Annotated in this window: 16 protein-coding genes and 4 pseudogenes; 18 read left to right on the top strand and 2 right to left on the bottom strand. The window is 40.8% G+C overall.

Annotated elements, in window-relative coordinates; translation table 11 throughout:
* Positions 1-26: 26 nt before the first annotated feature.
* The 3 pseudogenes from EL097_RS11240 to EL097_RS07475 all read left to right on the top strand — a co-directional run.
* Positions 27-2,699, top strand: a pseudogene (locus EL097_RS11240) (YSIRK-type signal peptide-containing protein); the annotation flags it as partial.
* A gap of 126 nt (positions 2,700-2,825) precedes the next feature.
* Positions 2,826-4,853 (top strand): annotated as a pseudogene (locus EL097_RS11245) (collagen-flanked surface repeat-containing protein); the annotation flags it as partial.
* 338 nt (positions 4,854-5,191) lie between these two features.
* Positions 5,192-6,156: pseudogene (locus tag EL097_RS07475) on the top strand (transposase); the annotation flags it as partial.
* 207 nt (positions 6,157-6,363) lie between these two features.
* Here the strand turns inward: EL097_RS07475 and mnmE are convergent.
* Positions 6,364-7,740, bottom strand: a complete 1,377-nt coding sequence (gene mnmE, locus EL097_RS07480; RefSeq protein WP_003048696.1) for a tRNA uridine-5-carboxymethylaminomethyl(34) synthesis GTPase MnmE — start codon at positions 7,738-7,740, stop codon at positions 6,364-6,366.
* Between the two features lie 234 nt (positions 7,741-7,974).
* Between mnmE and rpiA the strand changes: the two genes are divergently transcribed.
* The 6 genes and pseudogenes from rpiA (at position 7,975) to EL097_RS07510 (ending at position 13,252) form a co-directional block, all read left to right on the top strand.
* Positions 7,975-8,658 (top strand): ribose-5-phosphate isomerase RpiA, encoded by a 684-nt coding sequence (gene rpiA, locus EL097_RS07485; RefSeq protein WP_003048693.1) that lies wholly within the window; start codon positions 7,975-7,977, stop codon positions 8,656-8,658.
* A 78-nt stretch (positions 8,659-8,736) separates the two neighbouring features.
* A complete protein-coding gene (locus tag EL097_RS07490) occupies positions 8,737-9,948 on the top strand; it encodes a phosphopentomutase (protein ID WP_003048692.1) in 1,212 nt (403 codons plus the stop codon).
* A 33-nt stretch (positions 9,949-9,981) separates the two neighbouring features.
* Positions 9,982-10,423 (top strand): annotated as a pseudogene (locus EL097_RS07495) (arsenate reductase family protein).
* On the top strand, positions 10,401-11,210 hold the full coding sequence (locus EL097_RS07500) for a purine-nucleoside phosphorylase (RefSeq protein ID WP_003048689.1): 810 nt from the start codon (positions 10,401-10,403) through the stop codon (positions 11,208-11,210). The pseudogene EL097_RS07495 and the gene EL097_RS07500 overlap by 23 nt, the downstream one beginning before the upstream one ends.
* Positions 11,211-11,769: 559 nt before the next feature.
* Positions 11,770-12,483 (top strand): purine-nucleoside phosphorylase, encoded by a 714-nt coding sequence (gene deoD, locus EL097_RS07505; RefSeq protein WP_003048687.1) that lies wholly within the window; start codon positions 11,770-11,772, stop codon positions 12,481-12,483.
* Positions 12,476-13,252: a hypothetical protein gene (locus EL097_RS07510; RefSeq protein WP_003048685.1), complete on the top strand. Its 777-nt coding sequence runs from the start codon at positions 12,476-12,478 to the stop codon at positions 13,250-13,252. Before deoD ends, EL097_RS07510 begins: the two co-directional genes overlap by 8 nt.
* A 91-nt stretch (positions 13,253-13,343) precedes the next feature.
* Here EL097_RS07510 and EL097_RS07515 read toward each other — a convergent pair whose 3' ends face one another.
* Complete coding sequence (locus EL097_RS07515) at positions 13,344-14,249, bottom strand: LysR family transcriptional regulator (protein ID WP_003048684.1); 906 nt, start codon at positions 14,247-14,249, stop codon at positions 13,344-13,346.
* Positions 14,250-14,474: 225 nt separating this feature from the next.
* Here EL097_RS07515 and EL097_RS07520 point away from each other — a divergent pair, with 225 nt between their 5' ends.
* The 9 genes from EL097_RS07520 to EL097_RS07560 all read left to right on the top strand — a co-directional run bounded on the left by EL097_RS07520 (position 14,475) and on the right by EL097_RS07560 (position 22,854).
* A complete protein-coding gene (locus tag EL097_RS07520) occupies positions 14,475-15,023 on the top strand; it encodes a hypothetical protein (RefSeq protein ID WP_003048682.1) in 549 nt (182 codons plus the stop codon).
* Positions 15,024-15,230: 207 nt separating this feature from the next.
* Complete coding sequence (gene pyrF / locus EL097_RS07525) at positions 15,231-15,923, top strand: orotidine-5'-phosphate decarboxylase (protein ID WP_003048680.1); 693 nt, start codon at positions 15,231-15,233, stop codon at positions 15,921-15,923.
* Between the two features lie 59 nt (positions 15,924-15,982).
* Positions 15,983-16,612 carry an orotate phosphoribosyltransferase gene (pyrE, locus tag EL097_RS07530; RefSeq protein ID WP_003048678.1) on the top strand — a complete coding sequence of 210 codons (630 nt, stop codon included), beginning with the start codon at positions 15,983-15,985 and terminating at the stop codon, positions 16,610-16,612.
* Between the two features lie 42 nt (positions 16,613-16,654).
* Positions 16,655-17,395 carry a GNAT family N-acetyltransferase gene (locus EL097_RS07535; RefSeq protein ID WP_003048676.1) on the top strand — a complete coding sequence of 247 codons (741 nt, stop codon included), beginning with the start codon at positions 16,655-16,657 and terminating at the stop codon, positions 17,393-17,395.
* A gap of 137 nt (positions 17,396-17,532) precedes the next feature.
* Positions 17,533-18,990, top strand: a complete 1,458-nt coding sequence (locus EL097_RS07540) for an amidase (RefSeq protein ID WP_129545008.1) — start codon at positions 17,533-17,535, stop codon at positions 18,988-18,990.
* A gap of 114 nt (positions 18,991-19,104) precedes the next feature.
* Entirely contained in the window at positions 19,105-19,968 is an 864-nt protein-coding gene (locus EL097_RS07545) for a transporter substrate-binding domain-containing protein (protein WP_003048672.1), read from the top strand.
* Between the two features lie 28 nt (positions 19,969-19,996).
* On the top strand, positions 19,997-20,647 hold the full coding sequence (locus tag EL097_RS07550; RefSeq protein ID WP_003048671.1) for an amino acid ABC transporter permease: 651 nt from the start codon (positions 19,997-19,999) through the stop codon (positions 20,645-20,647).
* 132 nt (positions 20,648-20,779) lie between these two features.
* Positions 20,780-21,433: a uracil-DNA glycosylase gene (locus EL097_RS07555; RefSeq protein WP_003048670.1), complete on the top strand. Its 654-nt coding sequence runs from the start codon at positions 20,780-20,782 to the stop codon at positions 21,431-21,433.
* Positions 21,434-21,585: 152 nt separating this feature from the next.
* Complete coding sequence (locus tag EL097_RS07560; protein ID WP_003048669.1) at positions 21,586-22,854, top strand: dihydroorotase; 1,269 nt, start codon at positions 21,586-21,588, stop codon at positions 22,852-22,854.
* Positions 22,855-22,904 lie beyond the last annotated feature (50 nt).

Below are 22,904 nucleotides of genomic sequence, written 5' to 3' on the forward strand. Positions count from 1 at the left end.
ATACAAAATAAAAAAGGAGACTACGTATGTTTAGTAAGGCAAGAGGGACACAATACGATGCTTCACAGACGAAACAACGCTTTTCGATTAAGAAGTTTAAGTTTGGTGCTGCTTCTGTATTAGTCGGGTTATTATTTTTAGGAATGAATAGTCATTCTGTTTTGGCGGATGAGTCAAGTGCTATGAGTGCGGAGGTAACACAAGCGGCTGAAGTAAAACCGGAAGTTACTGCTACACAGCCTACCTCAGATGTAATAAGTCCAGCGGCAGATACGACAACTTCAGCAATGTCATCTACAGATGTATCTCATTCTAATTCTACAGTGTCAGCGGAACCTATTGTAGGTACGAATGCTGAGGAGGTAGCGATCCCAGAGACACAAGACAAAGAAGCCAATAAAACGTTGCAAGTTGCATCTTCTTCCACATCTGAATTGATAGCAGAAAATCAGGATTCAGAAATTGCAGTATCATCTAGCGAGCAGGTAGAAGTCGTAAAAGATGACGAAACAGAGACTCAAAGAGTCTCAAACAGTCATCTATCAAATGTTAAGGATTTAGACATTGAAAACATGACTTTTGCTGATTTGGAAAAATTAGTTAATGTTGATAATATTTCCTCAATTGATTTTAAGAAATATCCTCAATTGAAAACAGTTTTTGAACAAGCTGTGATTGCGAATCCAGACGTAGCTAACTGGCCAAAAGTTGGAGAAGTTTCTGCAAAAGATTACATCTTAACTAATGGTGTTGATGACTATAGAGAACAATTGGGGCATGTTAGAAGGCAGACCGTTCTTTCTCAGACGATTAATGATCATCCAGTTCTTCGAAAGGAAGATTCTATTGCTCCGATTGATGCCAGTAAAAATCCAGTTATGGTGAAAGGTACAGGATATGGTTTTGGTGGGATTCCAATTAATTATGAAGTAAAAGCCCAAAAAAATGGTAATAAAGTAGATTTTACAATTACTTATCATGCTGAAAATTCTAAAGAGCATTTTAGAAATGATTTCTTCTTGTATCCTGGGAGCGGATACAATATAAATGGGGAGATTGATGTCACAGTAACCACTAATGGAAAAAATCAAACACTGAAATTAGGTAAAGGATATAGTACTCAGGCTCCAGGAGCTCTTGGTTTAAAATCTCCGGCTGAGTGGAGTGGTGGTAATCCAAAAGCTACCTCACCTCGAACTCCTCAAGTTATTACATTTTCTTTACCAATAAAAGATCAAAGTGGAGATTTGTCAACCAGATTAATGGTAACTGCTTATAGTGCACAAATTGGTGGAAATAAAACTCATGACCCATACAGTAATGATAATTATTATTATGGAAATGCGCCAATAGATTCTGATTTTAATCCTGACTATACTCAAGGAGCTACAAAAGTTAAAGAAGAAATACCTGCTCCAACATTATATATTCCTACAACAGAACTTCAAGAAGGTGTAACTCAAGTTATTAGCGAAGGAACACCAGGAATAAAAACAACAGCTTATAGGACACATCAGTTTGGCAATCAGACACTCTTAGGATTACCGATTGGAAAACCAGAAATTAAAGAACCATCTCCTAGAATCGTTAAGGTTGGAATATCCCAAGAAAACATGTCACAATTTCCTAGAGGTCCTAAAGGAGATGCTGGAGCACAAGGTCCAATGGGACCAGCTGGACCTGCCGGTGAACGTGGTGAACAAGGTCCTAAAGGAGATGCTGGAGCACAAGGTCCAATGGGGCCAGCTGGACCTGCCGGTGAACGTGGTGAACAAGGTCCTAAAGGAGATGCTGGAGCACAAGGTCCAATGGGACCAGCTGGACCTGCCGGTGAACGTGGTGAACAAGGTCCTAAAGGAGATGCTGGAGCACAAGGTCCAATGGGACCAGCTGGACCTACCGGTGAACGTGGTGAACAAGGTCCCAAAGGAGATGCTGGAGCACAAGGTCCAATGGGGCCAGCTGGACCTGCCGGTGAACGTGGTGAACAAGGTCCTAAAGGAGATCGTGGTGAACAGGGTCCAGCAGGTAAAGATGGCGAACGCGGTGAGCGTGGTGAAACCGGTCCAGTAGGTCCTAAGGGAGATCGTGGTGAACAGGGTCCAGCAGGTAAAGATGGACTATCTCCAACAATTACAACTAAGCCAGGAGCAGATGGTAATAGCACTGATGTCACAATTACTATTCCAGGTAAGGAAGATACAACCATTAATATTAAAAATGGACGTGATGGATTAGACGGAAAAACCCCGAAAGTTGATAGTCTCAGATTAGAAGAACAAGGAATTACAGTAGTTACTTTCTATATTGATACAAATAATGATGGGAAATATACTCCGGGCGTTGATGATATTATACAATCAGAACTTATCAAAGACGGTAAAGATGGTAAAGACGGTAAAGATGGAAAAGACGGTAAAGATGGTAAAACACCAACCGTTGAGCAAACACCAATTAAGGATGCTTCAGGTAAAACTATTGGAACTACTATCATTGTGAAAGATGGTGACGGTAAGGAAGTTTCTCGTAGTAACGTCTTGAATGGTAAAGATGGCGTCAGTCCAAAAATTACTGTGACACCAGGTAAGGACAAAGACGGACAACCAGGTCATACCATCACTATCGAAAAACCAGACGGTAGCACCGAAGATGTGTTCATCAAAGACGGTAAAGATGGAAAAGACGGTAAAGATGGTAAAACACCAACCGTTGAGCAAACACCAATTAAGGATGCTTCAGGGAAAACTATTGGAACTACTATCATTGTGAAAGATGGTGACGGTAAGGAAGTTTCTCGTAGTAACGTCTTGAATGGTAAAGATGGCGTCAGTCCAAAAATTACTGTGACACCAGGTAAGGACAAAGACGGACAACCAGGTCATACCATCACTATCGAAAAACCAGACGGTAGCACCGAAGATGTGTTCATCAAAGACGGTAAAGATGGAAAAGACGGTAAAGATGGTAAAACACCAACCGTTGAGCAAACACCAATTAAGGATGCTTCAGGGAAAACTATTGGAACTACTATCATTGTGAAAGATGGTGACGGTAAGGAAGTTTCTCGTAGTAACGTCTTGAATGGTAAAGATGGCATCAGTCCAAAAATTACTGTGACACCAGGTAAGGACAAAGACGGACAACCAGGTCATACCATCACTATCGAAAAACCAGACGGTAGCACCGAAGATGTGTTCATCAAAGACGGTAAAGATGGAAAAGACGGTAAAGATGGTAAAACACCAACCGTTGAGCAAACACCAATTAAGGATGCTTCAGGGAAAACTATTGGAACTACTATCATTGTGAAAGATGGTGACGGTAAGGAAGTTTCTCGTAGTAACGTCTTGAATGGTAAAGATGGCGTCAGTCCAAAAATTACTGTGACACCAGGTAAGGACAAAGACGGACAACCAGGTCATACCATCACTATCGAAAAACCAGACGGTAGCACCGAAGATGTGTTCATCAAAGACGGTAAAGATGGAAAAGACGGTAAAGATGGTAAAACACCAACCGTTGAGCAAACACCAATTAAGGATGCTTCAGGGAAAACTATTGGAACTACTATCATTGTGAAAGATGGTGACGGTAAGGAAGTCTCTCGTAGTAACGTCTTGAATGGTAAAGATGGCGTCAGTCCAAAAATTACTGTGACACCAGGTAAGGACAAAGACGGACAACCAGGTCATACCATCACTATCGAAAAACCAGACGGTAGCACCGAAGATGTGTTCATCAAAGACGGTAAAGATGGAAAAGACGGTAAAGATGGTAAAACACCAACCGTTGAGCAAACACCAATTAAGGATGCTTCAGGGAAAACTATTGGAACTACTATCATTGTGAAAGATGGTGACGGTAAGGAAGTTTCTCGTAGTAACGTCTTGAATGGTAAAGATGGCATCAGTCCAAAAATTACTGTGACACCAGGTAAGGACAAAGACGGACAACCAGGTCATACCATCACTATCGAAAAACCAGACGGTAGCACCGAAGATGTGTTCATCAAAGACGGTAAAGATGGAAAAGACGGTAAAGATGGTAAAACACCAACCGTTGAGCAAACACCAATTAAGGATGCTTCAGGGAAAACTATTGGAACTACTATCATTGTGAAAGATGGTGACGGTAAGGAAGTTTCTCGTAGTAACGTCTTGAATGGTAAAGATGGCATCAGTCCAAAAATTACTGTGACACCAGGTAAGGACAAAGACGGACAACCAGGTCATACCATCACTATCGAAAAACCAGACGGTAGCACCGAAGATGTGTTCATCAAAGATGGTAAAGACGGTAAAGATGGTAAAGACGGTGATTGTGCTTGTAAACCAGAAGTACCAGGTAAACCAGAAGTACCAGGCAAACCAGAAGTACCAGGCAAACCAGAAGTACCAGGCAAACCAGAAGTGCCAGGCAAACCAGAAGTGCCAGGTAAACCAGAAGTACCAGGCAAACCAGAAGTGCCAGGTAAACCAGAAGTGCCAGGTAAACCAGAAGTGCCAGGCAAACCAGAAGTACCAGGCAAACCAGAAGTGCCAGGCAAACCAGAAGTACCAGGCAAACCAGAAGTGCCAGGCAAACCAGAAGTGCCAGGCAAACCAGAAGTACCAGGCAAACCAGAAGTGCCAGGCAAACCAGAAGTGCCAGGCAAACCAGAGGTACCAGGCAAACCAGAAGTACCAGGTGAATCTACTTTAATACCTCTAAAAGTGAATTATACTTCAGGTGAGAGATTGGAAAACCAAGAATTACCTTCTACTGGAGAGTCAAATAATCCACTTGTATTACTTGGTGTATTGGGGTTACTAACTGGGGCATATATGATGAACTCTAAGAAAAAAGAGGATTAATCGTTTGACCTAAAATGTCATTAAACTTTTCGCCATTTATTGGTGTGAACACTTTAATTAAGTTATGCATCTCTCTCCAACAAAATTAATTAAAGTGTTTCAATTTTTCGAGATTAATTCTTGAAAAGCCTATCGAGATTATTAATTCCGATAGGCTTTTGATTTTGTATGCTAAATAATAAAGTGTAAATATTTTTGAAATATTTGGTAAACGTTGAATCAATTTTTAAATATAGCAAATATCAGACTGAAGACAAAGTCCTTAGAATTCTTGTTCTAAGGGCTTTTTGTAATGTGAAGTGCTATAATAGAGATAGGAAAAAGTGGGAGGAATGGTTATGTTCCACAAAGAAAATCCTAACTATAATCGCAATCAAGTTGGTTTTTATAGTTTAGATGAATTGGTTCCTAAAGACCATCTCTTACGTCAAATTAATCAGGCTATTGATTTCTCTTTTATTTATGATTTAGTGAAAGATAGCTATTGTGTGGCTAATGGTCGTCCTAGTTTGGCCCCTGTCATGTTAGTGAAAATTCCCATGATTTAATGTCTCTTTGGCATTCGTTCCATGCGTCAAACCATCAAAGAAATTGACGTCAATGTGGCTTACCGCTGGTTTCTTGGATTGACTCTAGAAGGTAAGGTGCCTCATTTTACGACTTACGGCAAGAACTACAGCCGTCGTTTCCAAGATAAACAAGTCATTGAAGCTATCTTTTTTCATATCTTGGGGCTCTGTCTGAATGCTGGTTTGATTGACCCTACTGAAATCTTTGTGGGCGGTAATCCTATCAAGGCAGCCGTTAATCATCACAAATACATCAATCAAGAGGTCGAGGCGCAAGCTAAATTCATGAGTGCCCAATTAGAGCGAGGAATTGCCAAGGATAGAGAGAAACAGGGAAAAAAGTTGCTAGGGCTCGCCAAAGAAAAAGAGCCCATAAGTAAGAAAATATCGACAACGGATCCTGATAGTGGTTGGTTTCATAAGGGAGAACAGTGAAAAGGTTTGGGAAAACTTTTCAGCCTGAGCCTAGAAACAAAAAAGTGAAGGAAGTCTTTGCTTACAATGCTCAAGTAGCTTGTGATAAATATGCTTGGGTACTAGGATACAGTATTCACGCTGGGAATGTTCCTGATAGTCTGGCGTTTCCCGACCTCTTTGACCAAATTAAAGACCTCAAACCAACTGACCTTATCGCAGACTCTGGTTATAAAACACCCAGCATTGCTTACTTTCTCCTCTTCCAAGAGATTACTCCTGTCTTTCCTTACACGAAACCGATAGGCAAGACCAAGATGCAGGATAAACTTGAGCTAGCGTTAGCCTGCCTTAATCTCAAAACACACACACCAAAATCATAGTTAGGAAGGTCTTTTTATTTGGCTTCTCTGACCTATTTTTTCACTTTTTGACAAGAGGAAGACTGAAAAAAAGACAAACCCAGATGAAATAGGGATTGTCTGCGGTTTGAAGAGTCGGAACACTGTTCCGGCAGGGGTATTGTGTTATTTACCAAGGCAGAATTGGCTAAAGAGTTGGGTAATGAGTTCATCAGGAGTAGCATCCCCTGTAATTTCTCCAAGGATTTCCCAAGTTCTTGTTAGATCAACCTGTAATAAATCCACTGGCATGCCAAGTGCCAAGCCCTCATTGACAGCTTTCAAACTCTGCACAGCTTTTTCAATTAGAGAAATGTGGCGAGCGTTTGAAAGATAAGTAGCATCTTGTTCCACTAATCCAGCATTATCAAAGAAGAGCTGGTTGATACGATCTTCGATTAGGTCAATATTATGATTGGTTAAAACGGAAATAGAGATGCAGTCATCAGGTAATTGCTCTAACTCAATCTTTTGTTCCAAATCGGCTTTGTTCAGTAAAATAATACGGTTACTGTCCTGACTGAGATTTAACAAAGCCCTGTCTTGCTCGGTCAATTTTTCAGAAGCATTCAGCACAAGGAGAACAAGGTCAGCTTCTTGGAGGGCTTTCTTAGACCGTTCAACACCAATTTGTTCGACCAGATCATCTGTCTCACGAATGCCAGCCGTATCGACAAGCTTGAGGGGAACTCCCTTGATGTTAACGTATTCCTCAATGACATCTCGAGTGGTTCCTGCAATATCAGTGACAATGGCCTTGTCTTCTCGCAATAAATTATTAAGTAAGCTTGATTTACCAACATTTGGACGACCAATAATAGCTGTTGATAAGCCCTCACGCAGAATTTTACCTCGTTTGGCTGTTCGGAGAAGATTCTCCAAAAGGTTTTGAAATTCTTGTGTTTTTTCACGCAGTAGAGCTGTGGTCATTTCTTCCACATCATCGTATTCAGGGTAGTCAATATTGACTTCAACTTGGGCCAAGGTATTGAGAATTTCTTGTCGGGTACTATTGATAAGCTGGGAAAGAGAGCCATCGAGCTGCTTGACCGCAATCGTCATAGCCTTGTCTGTTTTAGCACGAATGATGTCCATGACAGCCTCAGCCTGAGTCAAATCGACACGCCCATTTAAGAAAGCACGCTTGGTGAATTCGCCAGGCTCTGCCATTCTAGCCCCTTGTCGAATCAACAGTTGCAAAATTTCATTTGTCACAGCAATGCCACCGTGGGTGTTAATTTCGACAACATTCTCACGGGTAAAGGTTTTTGGGGCCAGCATGACAGAAACCATAACCTCATCGACAATAGCTTCTGTTTTAGGATCAACGATATGACCATAATTAATGGTGTGGGAAGTTACTTTCTCCAAATCCTTTCCTTTAAAAACAGATTTAGCGATGGTAAGGGCCTCTGTTCCAGAGAGGCGAACAATGCCAATAGCTCCTTCACCAAGAGGAGTGGAAATGGCGGTGATTGTATCAAATTCTTTAGTTATACTCATGCCCTCTATTTTAAATCAAGTCCTGCCAGAAAGCAAGGTATTGCTATCTGGTTGTGGCTCTTAACTTAAAGCGCGCTAATCTTTTAAAGGGGGACACAACAAAAAACAAGGAAACATAGGAGAAGCCAATTCCTCTGTGATCTTATGAATGAAAATCAGATATTTCCATTAACAAGTGGTCGCTTTCATGGTATAATAAAGTGCTAAGACGCAATTCTATTATAAGGGGGAATCATGGAAGCACTCAAAAAAGTTGCCGGTGTTACCGCTGCGCAATATGTGACCGATGGCATGACTATTGGACTGGGAACTGGGTCAACGGCCTACTATTTTGTTGAAGAAATTGGTCGTCGTGTAAAGGAAGAAGGACTGCAAGTAGTGGGAGTTACGACATCAAGTGTGACCAGTAAGCAAGCAGAAGGTCTAGGCATTCCTTTGAAATCGATAGATGATATTGATAGCATTGACCTCACTGTCGATGGTGCTGATGAAGTTGATAAAGACTTCAACGGTATCAAGGGAGGCGGTGCAGCTTTATTGATGGAAAAGATTGTCGCAACACCGACAAAAGAATACATCTGGGTTGTGGACGATTCTAAAATGGTAGAGCATTTGGGTGCCTTTAAATTACCAGTCGAAGTGGTTCAATATGGTGCTGACCGCTTGTTCCGTGTCTTTGAAAAATCTGGGTACAAACCTTCTTTTCGTATGAAAGGTGACAGTCGTTTGGTGACCGACATGCAAAACTACATTATTGACCTTGACTTAGGTCGCATTGAAGACCCTGTTGCCTTTGGTCGTTTGTTAGATGGGACAGTTGGTGTTGTGGAACACGGTCTCTTTAATGGTATGGTTGATAAGGTGATTGTTGCTAGCAAAGATGGTGTTACTGTTTTAGAAGCGCCTAAAGTAGGCTAGTCTTAGCACATTAACAGTGTTAAAAATATTTTATAGGTTTTGGGGAGCCAACCGTAACCTCCCCTAGATTGGAGACTTATGTCAAAATTTAATCGTATTCACTTGATCGTTTTAGACTCTGTTGGTATTGGTGCAGCACCAGATTCTGACAAGTTCTTTAATGCAGGTGTAGCTGATACAGATTCTGACACACTCGGTCATATTTCAGAAACAGCGGGCTTGTCTGTTCCTAATATGGCAAAAATTGGACTTGGCAACATCCCTCGTCCAGTGCCGCTAAAAACTGTTCCGGCAGAAGAAAATCCTACTGGTTACGCGACTAAATTGGAAGAAGTATCCCTTGGAAAAGATACCATGACAGGTCATTGGGAAATTATGGGACTAAACATTACTGAACCCTTTGACACTTTCTGGAATGGTTTCCCAGAAGAGATTTTAACTAAAATTGAGGAGTTTTCGGGTCGTAAGATTATTCGTGAGGCTAACAAGCCTTATTCTGGAACTGCTGTTATTGATGATTTTGGTCCACGTCAAATGGAAACGGGTGAGTTGATTGTTTACACCTCAGCAGACCCAGTGCTTCAAATTGCAGCCCATGAAGACATTATTCCTGTGGAAGAACTTTACAAGATTTGTGAATATGCTCGCTCCATCACGCTTGAGCGTCCGGCTCTTTTAGGTCGTATCATTGCGCGTCCTTATGTAGGCGAACCAGGAAACTTTACCCGTACGGCCAATCGTCATGATTATGCGGTGTCTCCTTTCCAAGATACGGTTTTGAATAAATTGGCTGACGCAGGTGTGCCGACTTATGCCGTTGGTAAGATTAATGACATCTTTAATGGTTCAGGTATTACGAATGACATGGGACACAATAAGTCAAACAGCCATGGTATTGATACCCTTATTAAGACCCTCCAACTACCTGAGTTCACTAAGGGATTCTCCTTTACTAACCTTGTTGATTTTGATGCCAATTTTGGTCACCGTCGTGACCCAGAGGGTTATCGAGACTGCTTGCATGAATTCGACAATCGCTTACCAGAAATCATCTCAAATATGAAAGAAGACGATTTACTTCTCATCACTGCTGACCACGGTAACGACCCAACTTATGCAGGGACAGACCATACACGCGAATACATTCCCTTGCTTGCTTATTCAGCTTCCTTTACTGGAACTGGCCTCATTCCACAAGGTCATTTTGCCGATATTTCAGCGACTGTTGCAGAAAACTTTGGTGTTGATACAGCCATGATTGGGGAGTCATTCCTCAGTCACTTAAAATAAGGAAAAGTTAGTGGTTGGTATTAGTGGTTGGTAATGGAAGAAATCACGATTTATCATAATTCAAACTGTGGTAATTCACGCAATGTTCTTGCAATGATTTGTCATGTAGGCATTAAGCCAACAATTATTGAGTATTTGCAGACACTATCTAGGCGAGAGACCTTGATTGCTCTCTTACACAAAATGGGAATGACAGCTCGGGAGTTTTTGCGAAGCAATGTTTCTGAATTTGAGACCCATGGATTAGCCAACCAAGCAGTAGCTGAGCAAGATATTATCACGGTGATGCTGGCGGATTCCATTCTGATTAATCGTCCTATTGTTGTGACTCGTAAAGGAGTAAGACTTTGTCGTCCTTCTGAGTATTCTTCCTATCCCCCTGCTCCTGCCTAGTTCTTATCTGAAAGAGGAAGGCGAAATTATGAACCCTATCGAGGTAAAAGGAGAAAAAGATGTCATTGATAACGAAAATTAACGAAACAAAAGACTTTTTGGTTGCTAAAGGAATTGAAGCACCAGAATTTGGATTAATTCTTGGTTCAGGCCTTGGTGAACTTGCTGAAGAAGTAACCAATGCTATTGTTATTGATTATGCTGATATTCCAAACTGGGGCAAGTCAACTGTTGTTGGCCATGCTGGAAAATTAGTTTACGGTGATTTAGCTGGTCGGAAAGTGCTTGCTTTACAAGGACGTTTCCATTTTTACGAAGGAAACCCGCTTGAAGTGGTGACTTTCCCTGTTCGTGTCATGAAAGCTCTTGGGTGTGAAGGCGTTCTTGTCACAAATGCAGCTGGTGGTATCGGCTATGGGCCAGGTACCTTGATGACAATCACAGACCATATCAACATGACTGGAAATAACCCATTGATCGGTGAAAACTTAGATGAGTTTGGTCCACGCTTCCCTGATATGTCTGATGCCTATACTAAGGTTTACCGTGATAAGGCACATGACGTAGCTGAAAAAATGAACATTAAGCTAGAAGACGGTGTTTATATGGGCTTGACTGGTCCAACTTATGAAACCCCAGCAGAAATCCGTGCTTTCAAAGTACTAGGAGCAGATGCTGTTGGTATGTCAACTGTGCCAGAAGTTATTGTTGCTGCTCATTCTGGACTTAAAGTACTTGGTATTTCAGCTATTACAAACTTTGCAGCTGGTTTCCAATCAGAATTGAACCACGAAGAAGTTGTGGAAGTGACCCAACACATCAAAGAAGATTTCAAAGGGCTTGTTAAGGCTATCTTAGCAGAGTTGTAGAAGGAACAAAATCAACTGGGTTATCATATTATAGGAATGTTATTTTATGTCGTCAGTTTGGCGCAGTTGATAATCACATCATAAAGCAATGGTCTTGACTTGGTTTTGCTTAGGAACGGTTTTTATAAGCCAATCTGTTCGCAACAAAAAAACTAAGAAGTAATCACAAAAAGATGTTAACTGCCCTCTAAATTGCAGTGACATCCCTTCTGATTTATTGACCAGTTAACACGAAAGAAAAGAGAGCGAACGCTGTCTTGGAGCTCAATCTCGTTTATTTAAACATTATGCAAAGAATGGACGTCGAATGGTTATCATTGCGTTTAGGCGGCTATTCTATCATTTTTAACTTTTAAACACGAAAGCAAAGGTAGGAGTTCTATTGATTTTGAACTCAGGCACTAGCTTTTCTTGTTAACATAACCAACGAAAGGAAAGGGTTCGTATTCAGTTTGAATGGAATACGGCCAGAAATCTTGGAAATGAGTTGTCTTGTGCGTCTGCACACTGTGTCGGATTTCTAAATTCCAATCGCTTTCTGGTCGCCCTTAATATCATTATGTCTATCCATATTTCCGCCAAACAAGGCGATATTGCTGATAAAATTCTTCTTCCCGGAGACCCATTGCGCGCTAAATTTATCGCCGAAAACTTCCTAGAAGATGCGGTATGCTTCAATGAAGTCCGTAACATGTTTGGTTACACTGGGACTTACAAAGGGCACCGAGTTTCTGTTATGGGAACTGGTATGGGAATGCCTTCGATTTCTATCTATGCTCGTGAATTAATCGTTGACTACGGTGTCAAAACATTGATTCGTGTCGGTACTGCGGGTGCGATTGACCCAGATGTTCATGTGCGTGAATTGGTGCTTGCCCAAGCAGCAGCAACCAACTCAAACATTATTCGTAATGACTTCCCAGAATTTGATTTCCCACAAATTGCTGATTTTGGGCTACTTGACAATGCTTACCATATTGCTAAAGAAATGGGAGTAACCACTCACGTTGGGAATGTTCTTTCTTCTGATGTCTTTTACTCTAACATGCCTGAGCGCAATATGGCTCTTGGGAAAATGGGAGTCAAAGCCATTGAAATGGAAGCAGCAGCCCTTTACTATTTAGCTGCTCAACACCATGTTAAAGCTCTTGGTATTATGACGATTTCTGATAATTTGAACGATCCAACAGAAGACACCACTGCTGAAGAACGTCAAACAACTTTCACTGATATGATGAAGGTTGGTTTGGAAACCTTAATTGCCAATGACTAATAACCAAACAATAGACATCCTTTTGGATGTCTATGCTTATAATCACGCCTTTAGGATTGTAAAAGCCTTGCCGAATATTCCTAAAACTGCCCTCTATTTACTAGAGATGTTAAAAGAGCGCAGAGAATTGAACCTTGCCTTTTTGTCGGAACATGCCGCAGAGAATCGGGCTATTGAAGACCAGTACCACTGTTCATTATGGCTTAACCAATCGCTTGAAGATGAGCAGATTGCTAATTACATTTTGGATTTAGAAGTTAAGGTAAAAAACGGTGCTATTATTGATTTCGTTCGGTCAGTATCACCTATTCTTTACCGCCTTTTTCTCAGACTCATAGCGTCAGAAATTCCACAATTTAGGATCTATGTTATCGATTCGAAAAATGATCAATACGATATTTGGGATTTTCAAGCTATGCAAGAGGCCAATCATGATGTTTTCAAAGCCTACCTGTCTCACAAGCAGTCTCGCAATGTGACGACCAAAAGTTTGGCAGACATGTTGACTTTGACCTCCCTACCTCAGGAAATCAAGGACCTGGTTCTTTCGTTGAGAATCTTTGAAAAATCTGTTCGTAATCCTCTGGCTCATCTGATTAAGCCTTTTGATGAAGAAGAATTATACCGTACAACCCATTTTTCTTCTCAGACTTTTTTGGAAAATATTATCGCTTTAGCAACTTTTTCCGGCGTTGACTACCGACGTGAGCCCTTTTACTTTGACCAGATGAATACCATTATTAAAGCTGAGCTAGGCGATTCAGACTAGTTTCTTAGTTGCATTTATCAAAAAGACACGATAACTTGACCGAGAATGGTCTTGCTACCGTGTTTTTTTCGTATGACGATTGAAAAAGAAATTAATCAAAGGTTACTTCTTCGAGAAGGTATTCGATAAAACGTTCCCCCATTTTGGACAAGTTGGCTTTTTCATGCTTGATAAAAACAATATCAATTTCGTCAGGAACATCTAGCGGGATAGCCACAATCTGGTCACCATTTAGATTACTATTTAGAATACCACTGGCAACGGTATAGCCGTCTAAACCAATCATTAAATTAAAGAGGGTGGCACGGTCACTGACCACAATTGATTTACTGTGGGGCATCTGAGACATCATCTCTTCTGAAAAGTAAAAAGAGTTGTGAATCCCTTGGTCATAACTCAGGTAAGGAAAATCTATCAAGTCGTCCATGACTAATAGTTTTTTAGATGCCAGAGGATTTGATTTGCTGACAAAAATATGGGGATGGGCCTTAAATAAAGGCGTCACCGTCAAATGATTGTCATCAAATAGTTTCGTCAAAACATCTCGGTTGTAGTCGTTAATAAAGAGAACACCAATTTCAGAACGAAAGTTTTTGACATCATCAATGATTTCCCAAGTTCTTGTCTCACGCAAAAAGAGTTCGTACTGGGTCATGTCGGTCTGCTTGAGGAGTGAGACAAAGGCATTCACCACAAAAGCGTAGTGTTGTGAGGAGACACTAAAGAGTTCGCGACTTGTATTTTGATTTTTATAGCGGTCTTCTAACAGCGATGTTTGCTCGATGATTTGACGGGCATAAGATAAAAATTCCACCCCGTCTTTAGTCAGGGTAATCCCTTTAGGGTTACGGATAAAAATGGTGATTCCCATTTCGCTTTCCAAGTCTTTAACAGCATTAGATAGACTTGGCTGTGTGATGAATAACTGCTTAGCGGCTTCATTCATGGAGCCACATTCGACAATTTTAATAATATAATGTAATTGTTGAATTCTCATAAGTACAGTCTATCCCAAAAAAAATAAAGACGCAAGCACAAAAGTCTTAGAAAATAGAAGGCTTTAGAGAAGGCTGTTGTTAAGGGAAAATGCAACAAAGAGGTCGCAAAACCGATTGTTAATTTTAAGTAATAGATCCATCAATTCGTTGCCCTTTTATTTGTCTTGTGTTATATTAATAGTATTAACAAGTGTGCTTTTTTCTAATCAAAGGGTGGTGGTCGTGTGAATGTTACTGAACAAAATAGTCATCAAATCTTGATCCAAAAGTTATTGGTCAGTATCCACTATTTGACTCTTTTTCGTGATGAACTGAAGCTCGTAGAACGAACTCCTTCCATACTTGGAGGAGAATTTCCAGCTTATTTAGTACAGTCTGAGTTGGGAGACATTGTTGCGGCCATTGATACCTTGGATACGCAGCAACGCTTGATTGAGTCCACTTTTTGGTATGAAGAATCAGCCTTTAAGTTGATGAACAAAACTTTGGATATTGTCGATAATTGGATTAAAGGAGTGGATCATCTGATAGATTTATGCCAATCCAAAGAAGTCTTTCAGGCCATTATTGGTGATAAACGGATTCGTGTTTTTGGTGTCTTGATTGATGTCTTTTCTTCTTTAAAGATTATTGCCATGTCTCTTAAGGAAATTCCTATTTCAGAAGTTCTTTATGACCACATTAAACTGGTCAATCTTGAGGAAGAAGCCTTTATGAAACATTACCAAAGTCCAAAAGCAGCAGCGGCTGAGCTCAATCAACCGACTGACTAGGGATTAGTGGCATTAGTTGACTTCTATTCAGAAAAAAGATACAATGTTAGCATTAAATGAAAACCTTTAAGTGACGTCCAGAGAGGCGAACAAGGGACACAGGATAAAAAGAGGGGATTTTTCCCTCTTGGTTTAGTGTAGCCTCGCTTCTTTGGAAGTGAGGTTTTTTGCTTGCTCTACTGACAGCATTTGTAGAAAGGAAAGATTATGCCAGGAGAACGTCCTATTATTGCTTTAGATTTCCCGTCATTTGATGAGGTGAAATTATTTCTTTCGCTTTTCCCAGCAGAAGAAAAACTCTATGTTAAAGTCGGTATGGAATTGTATTATGCCCAAGGGCCAGACATTGTTCGTTACATCAAAGGTTTGGGACATCATGTCTTCTTGGATTTAAAGTTGCATGACATTCCAAATACTGTCTATGCCGCTATGAGAGTACTCAAACAATTAGATATTGACATGACAACTGTTCAAGCTGCAGGTGGAGTTGAGATGCTTCGAGCTGCTCGAGAAGGGCTAGGTCAAGGACCAACCTTAATTGCGGTGACGCAGTTAACGTCAACTAGTGAACAACAAATGCGAGAAGATCAAAATATTCAATCTAGCCTTTTAGCATCTGTGTTGCATTATGCTCGAGGGGCAGCAAAAGCGCAACTAGATGGAGTAGTTTGTTCGGCACAGGAAGTAGAAGCTATTAAGGCTGTAACGCCTCCGGGATTTGTTTGTTTGAGCCCGGGTATTCGCCCCAAAGGCAGTGCAGTAGGAGATCAAAAACGAGTCATGACTCCAGCCCAAGCAAGGACTATCGGAAGTGATTATATTGTGGTGGGGCGTCCTATTACACAGGCGGAAGATCCAGTAGCTGCCTACCATATGATAAAAGCTGAATGGGCAGGTTAATCCATTTCGTGTCTACCAGAGCAATCAACCAGCATAAAAAAGAATTAGGAGATTTCAACATGACATTAGCAAGCCAAATTGCAACTCAATTACTTGATATTAAAGCTGTTTATTTAAAGCCTGAAGACCCGTTTACTTGGGCCTCTGGAATCAAATCCCCGATTTACACTGATAATCGCATTACTTTATCTTATCCTGAAACCCGTAATCTCATTGAAAATGGGTTTGTGGAAACTATCAAGGCAACTTTCCCAGAAGTTGAGGTCATCGCTGGTACAGCCACAGCAGGAATCCCCCATGGCGCCATTATTGCTGATAAGATGTCGCTTCCTTTTGCTTATATCCGCAGCAAACCTAAAGATCATGGCGCTGGAAACCAGATTGAAGGTCGAGTTTTAAAAGGCCAGAAAATGGTTCTTATTGAAGATTTAATTTCAACAGGTGGGTCGGTACTGGCAGCCGCCGCTGCCGCTAGACGTGAGGGAGCTGATGTTTTGGGAGTGGTTGCCATTTTTACCTACGAATTGGCTAAGGCTGCTAAGAATTTTGAAGAAGCAGGTGTGAGGTTGGTCACCTTGTCAAGCTACAGCGAATTAATCAAAGTAGCTAAGGAGCAAGGCTATATCACTGCTGATGGCTTACAGCTACTTCAAAAATTCAAAGAAGATCAGAAGAATTGGCAAGGGTAAACTATCGTTAAGCCCTTTGATTTACGGAAAAAGGAATGCATTATGTCTTACAAAGCTTTACTGGAAGCAGGAGAGCCTGTTTATCAGAAAACAGAACGCTTTAACCATTATAAAAATCCCATCACTTCAGAGCGTTATTTTTCAAATTACCTTAGTTACTATCGTATGCCCACTGTGGCAGACTTAAAAGAAGATTTAGCTTATTTGTCTACGGAACAGGCCGATTATGACAGTGACTATGCTTTTGTCTTTTTTGCAGAAAATCAGGAACTGACGTCTGAACTGCAAGTGTTTTTAGAAGCAAAAGGGTTTGCCTTTGAAAAACATCTCATCTTTACCAGTACCCGTGATCATTTAAACCTAACTTGGCGACATACTGAGCCGATAAGAATTGAGCCGCTCTCAAAAGAAACCTTCTCGGCTTATCTAGCTTATAAATATGAAAGATACCTTGATTATGGTCAAACCTATGCCAATCAAATGCAAGCCTATAATGAAAACCACTTACTGACGGAAGGCTCTGCTATTTACCTTGCCCTTGACCAAGATAATATTGTTGGAGACATCACGGCTTGGGAATGTGGTGATTACATTGAAATGGATGACTTTTATGTGAGGGAAACCTATCGGGGGTGTGGCATTGGAACCAATCTGCAGTACCGAGCCAGTCAAGACTATCAAAAGGTTATCTTGATTTCAGAAGAAGAGAATCGTGCCATGTATGAGCATCAAGGTTACCAAGAGGTGGCCTACTATTGGACGGCTTTAAGATCACCTCGATAAGTATCATCATCAAGGACTGCCTTAGGGTAGTCTTTTTTGGTTGCTGGTTATTATTCTTTTAATGGTGGTTTGATGAGATTTGTGTTTTAATAAAAAAGGATGTTTTAAAAAGACAATGTCAGAAAGGAAGAGTCATCATGACTTATCAAGATGCAACAGCTATGGCTACGGCAGTTCAAGCCGGACAAATCACTCCAGTAGAATTGGTCGGTCAGGCCATTCAAAAAGCAAAAAAGTTAAATCCTACCTTAAATGCCATTACCTCAGAACGCTTTGAAGCAGCCCTAGAAGAAGCCCGGCAAAGGGATTTTTCAGGTAAACCTTTTGCAGGAGTTCCCATTTTTTTGAAGGATTTAGGTCAAGAGCTAAAGGGAGACTTATCAACATCAGGTTCCAAGCTATTCAAGGACTATCATGCAACTAAAACCGATTTATTTGTGCAAAGGTTAGAAGCCTTAGGCTTTATTATTTTGGGTCGAACCAATACGCCTGAATTTGGCTTTAAAAATATTAGTGATAGTCGTCTCTATGGTCCGGTTTCTTTACCTCAAGATAACTCGCGAAATGCTGGTGGTTCATCAGGTGGGGCAGCAGCCGTGGTATCATCTGGGATTAGTCCATTAGCACCTGCTAGTGATGGGGGCGGCTCTATTCGGATTCCAGCCTCTTTCAATGGCTTAATTGGCTTGAAACCTAGCCGTGGACGCATGCCTGTTGGGCCTGGTTCTTATAGAGGCTGGCAAGGAGCCTCAGTTCATTTTGCTTTGACCAAATCAGTTAGAGACACCAAGAATTTGCTTTACCATTTACAGGTAGAACAATTGGAAAGTCCATTTCCTCTTGCCAGATTATCAAAAGATAGTATTTATCGACCGCTCGAGCGTCCCTTGAGAATTGCTTTTTACCAACGGTTAATTGATGGTAGTCCAGTATCTTTAGATACCGCAGAAGCTTTAAGACAAGCTGTAACTTGGCTAACAGAGCAGGGACATCATCTGGTTGAATTGCAAGAGTTTCCTATAAACATGACAGAAGCGATTCGTCATTATTACACCATGAATAGTGTTGAAACAGCTGCTATGTTTGCTAGTATTGAAACCACTTTTGGGCGCCCAATGACCAAGGACGATATGGAAACCATGACTTGGGCTATTTACCAATCAGGTAAAGACATTCCTGCTTGGCGTTACTCACAGGTCCTTCAAAAATGGGATGCTTATAGTGCAACCATGGCTAGCTTTCATGAGACCTATGATTTATTGTTGACCTTCACAACCAATACACCAGCCCCTAAACACGGGGAACTTGTCCCAGATTCTCACCTTATGGCGAAACTGGCTCAGGCTGAAGCTTTCAATAGCAAAGAGCAATTAGATTTGGTAGAAGCGATGTTTGACAAGAGTTTGGCCATTAATCCCTACACAGCCCTGCCTAATCTAACTGGCCAGCCAGCTATCAGTCTACCGACTTATGAAACGAAAGAAGGCCTACCAATGGGCATTCAACTGATTGCTGCTAAAGGCAGAGAAGACCTATTATTAGGAATTGCAGAGCAGTTTGAAGTAGCAGGCTTATTGAATATTCCTCAACAGTAATCTTATAAAACAGTTTATCTATTATAGATTAATTTTTTGACGGTTGTGAGCGTTAACAAGGAAAGACAAATAGTTTGAGTGTTATACTGTTTTTATCTTAACAAAGGAGTCACCATGAAAAAACCAGTTACCGTACTTTCTATCGGACTTGCCAGTCTTTTATTGACAGCATGTGCTTCACATAAATCACAAGAGTCAACCTGGGATAAGATCAAGGACAAAGGCGTGCTCAAAGTAGCTACTCCAGGAACTTACCAACCTACCTCTTTTTATAATGATGATAATGAACTAGTGGGTTATGAAGTAGATATGGTCAAAGAAATTGGTAAACGTCTTGATATTAAAGTCAAGTTTGTCGAAACAGGATTTGACCAAGCCTTTACCTCAGTTGACAGTGGTCGAGTGGATATTTCCCTCAATAATTTTGACATTACCCCAAAACGTCAGAAAAAATACAATATGTCCACACCTTATAAATATGGTGTAGGAGGCATGATTGTACGCGCTGATGGCAGTTCAAACATGTCTAAAAAAGACCTTAGTGACTGGAAAGGTAAGAAAGCAGCAGGTGCCTCCGGAACAGAATACATGAAAGTGGCGCAAAAGCAGGGAGCCGAGCTCGTAACCTATGATAATGTCACAGGAGACGTTTACCTCAACGATGTGGCCAATGGTCGAACAGATTTCATTCCAAATGACTACCCAGCCCAGAAATTATTTGTAGATTATATGCTCTCTCAAAATCCAAACTTGAATGTCAAAATGAGCGATGTTCAGTACAACCCAACCGAACAAGGGATTGTCATGAGTAAAAAAGACGATAGTCTTAAGAAAAAAATCGATGCTGTTATTAAGGACATGAAAAAAGATGGTAGCTTGAAAAAAATCTCTGAAACCTATTATGCAGGTCAGGATTTGACCAAACCTTTTGGTAAAGATAAGAAAATTCCCGTCATTGATACTAGAGATGTTAACTAATGCTTGCTGTTAAAGGAGGCCTAACCACATGATTAATATCCAGTTAATGAAAGATAGTTTAGGATTTGTGTTATCGGGATTACCTTATACTCTTGGTATATCACTACTTAGTTTTCTAACTGGGCTCTTCTTTGGCTTACTCCTTGCTCTATTAGGGAGATTACGTCAGCCTCTGATACACTATCTTGTTAAAGTTTACATTTCTATCATGCGTGGCGTGCCAATGATTGTCGTTCTCTTTGTCTTATATTTTGGATTACCTTATTACGGCTTAGAATGGCCATCCTTATTGTGTGCTTATCTTGGTTTTTCCATGGTTAGCGCTGCCTATATTTCTGAAGTTTTCCGCTCGTCCATAGACGCTATTGATAAAGGACAATGGGAAGCTGCTAAGGCTCTAGGTTTGCCATATTCCCTGATGGTTAAGAAAATCATTTTGCCGCAGGCTTTTCGGATTGCAATTCCCCCTTTGGGAAACGTGATTATTGATATGGTCAAAAGCTCATCGCTGGCTGCCATGATTACCGTACCAGATATTTTTCAAAATGCTAAAATTATCGGTGGTAGGGAGTGGGACTACATGTCCATGTATATTTTAGTAGCCTTTATCTATTGGCTCATCGCCTTTTTGTTAGAACGTTATCAAGAATATTTAGAAAGAAAGCTAGCGCTAGTTTAATATACCACAAAAAACGAATATTAACCCTGAAAATACCATGTTTTCAGGGTTTTTCTGTTAAAAATATGATAGACTAGATAGAAAAGAATATTATTTTTGATTTAGTAGCTGACGTCACTAGAAAGGAACCTTATGAATCATTCAACTTGGCATGAGAAAATCAAGGCTTTTTTACCAGAACATTACTATGGTCGTATTAACCATTTTTTAGACGATGTATATGCTTCAGGCTGTGTTTACCCACCTCGGGAGAATGTTTTTAAAGCCTTGCAGGTAACTTCTTTAGAAGAAACCAAAGTGTTGATTTTAGGCCAAGATCCTTATCACGGACCTAAACAGGCACAGGGCTTGTCATTTTCAGTTCCAGAAGAGATTCCCGCTCCGCCATCCCTCCTGAACATTTTAAAAGAATTGGCTGATGATATTGGTCCTCGTGATCATCATGATTTGACGACTTGGGCCAGCCAGGGAGTTTTACTCCTCAATGCTTGCTTAACGGTACCAGCCGGACAGGCTAACGGACATGCTGGTTTGATTTGGGAACCATTTACAGATGCTATTATTAAAGTTTTAAATGAGAAGGATAGTCCTGTTGTCTTTATCTTGTGGGGAGCCTATGCGAGGAAGAAAAAAGCCTTCATTACTAATCCCAAACACCATATTATCGAGAGCCCTCATCCAAGCCCCTTGTCATCTTACCGTGGTTTTTTTGGTAGTAGACCTTTTTCAAGAGCCAATGCTATTTTAGAAAAAGAGGGCTTGACTGGTGTTGATTGGTTGCAATAGGAAGAAGTGTTACTGTTAACATATGGAGCGCTTTAGGTTAAGCACCTTAGGTCAGCGTTTTTGATATGCTAGTAGTTTCAAGTAACTAAAGTGGAATGTTTTAGGTAAAAATATCTAAGTTTTCAGGAGAATAACAGAAAAAAGGAGAGAGCATGTTACTCATTAAAAATGGCCGCCTTATGGATCCAAAATCGCAGCGTGATCAAGTGGTAGATGTGTTGATTGATGGTAAGCAGATTGTAAAGATAGCTCCCGTTATTGACTGCCAAGAAGCCCAAGTGATTGATGCTACTGGCCTCATTGTTGCTCCAGGTTTGGTAGATATTCATGTGCATTTCAGGGAGCCGGGGCAAACACATAAAGAAGATATTCATACAGGAGCCTTGGCAGCTGCAGCAGGTGGTGTGACGACAGTTGTCATGATGGCCAATACCAATCCTGTTATCTCAGATGTCAAAACCCTACAAGAAGTGCTAGCTAGCGCCGCTAAAGAAAAGATTCATATTTACACCAATGCCAGTGTGACCAAAAACTTTAATGGACAAGATGTGACTGATTTTAAAGCCTTGTTGGAGGCTGGAGCAGTCAGCTTTTCGGACGATGGCATTCCCTTAGAAAATTCCAAAGTTTTAAAAGAAGCCTTTGACCTCGCCAATGCTAATAATACCTTTATTTCCTTACACGAAGAAGATCCTCAGTTAAATGGTATTCTTGGCTTTAACGAAGGTATTGCTCGGGAGCAGTTTCACTTTTGCGGAGCAACTGGTGTGGCGGAATACAGTATGATTGCTAGAGATGTGATGATTGCTTATGATAGACAGGCTCATGTTCACATTCAACATTTATCCAAGGCAGAATCGGTTCAAGTAGTCGCCTTTGCTAAACAGCTGGGTGCTAAGGTGACTGCCGAAGTAGCCCCACAACATTTTTCAAAAACTGAAGATCTCTTGCTTTTGGCAGGGACTAATGCTAAGATGAATCCTCCCTTACGTACAGAAAGAGACCGTTTAGCCGTTATTGAAGGTTTGAAATCTGGTGTTATTACAATTATTGCTACTGATCATGCTCCTCATCACAAGGATGAAAAAGCCGTTGAGGATATGACTAAAGCACCATCTGGAATGACAGGTCTTGAAACTTCTTTGTCCTTAGGTTTGACATATTTGGTTGAACCAGGTCATCTTAGCCTTATGTCCCTATTAGAAAAAATGACCATTAATCCTGCTTCCCTCTATGATTTTGATGCTGGTTATTTAGCAGAAAATGGACCAGCAGATCTAGTGATTTTCTCAGACAAGGAAGACCGTATCATTACAGATCAATTCGCTTCCAAAGCTACCAATTCGCCATTTGTTGGGGAAAAACTCAAAGGTATTGTGAAATACACTATTGCAGATGGAGAGGTTGTTTACCCCAATTAACAAATGAGTTAAAAAAGCTTGACTTTCAGAGGAAGTCAGGCTTTTAGTAA

Source organism: Streptococcus canis, assembly GCF_900636575.1.
In the GTDB taxonomy this organism is placed as follows: domain Bacteria; phylum Bacillota; class Bacilli; order Lactobacillales; family Streptococcaceae; genus Streptococcus; species Streptococcus canis.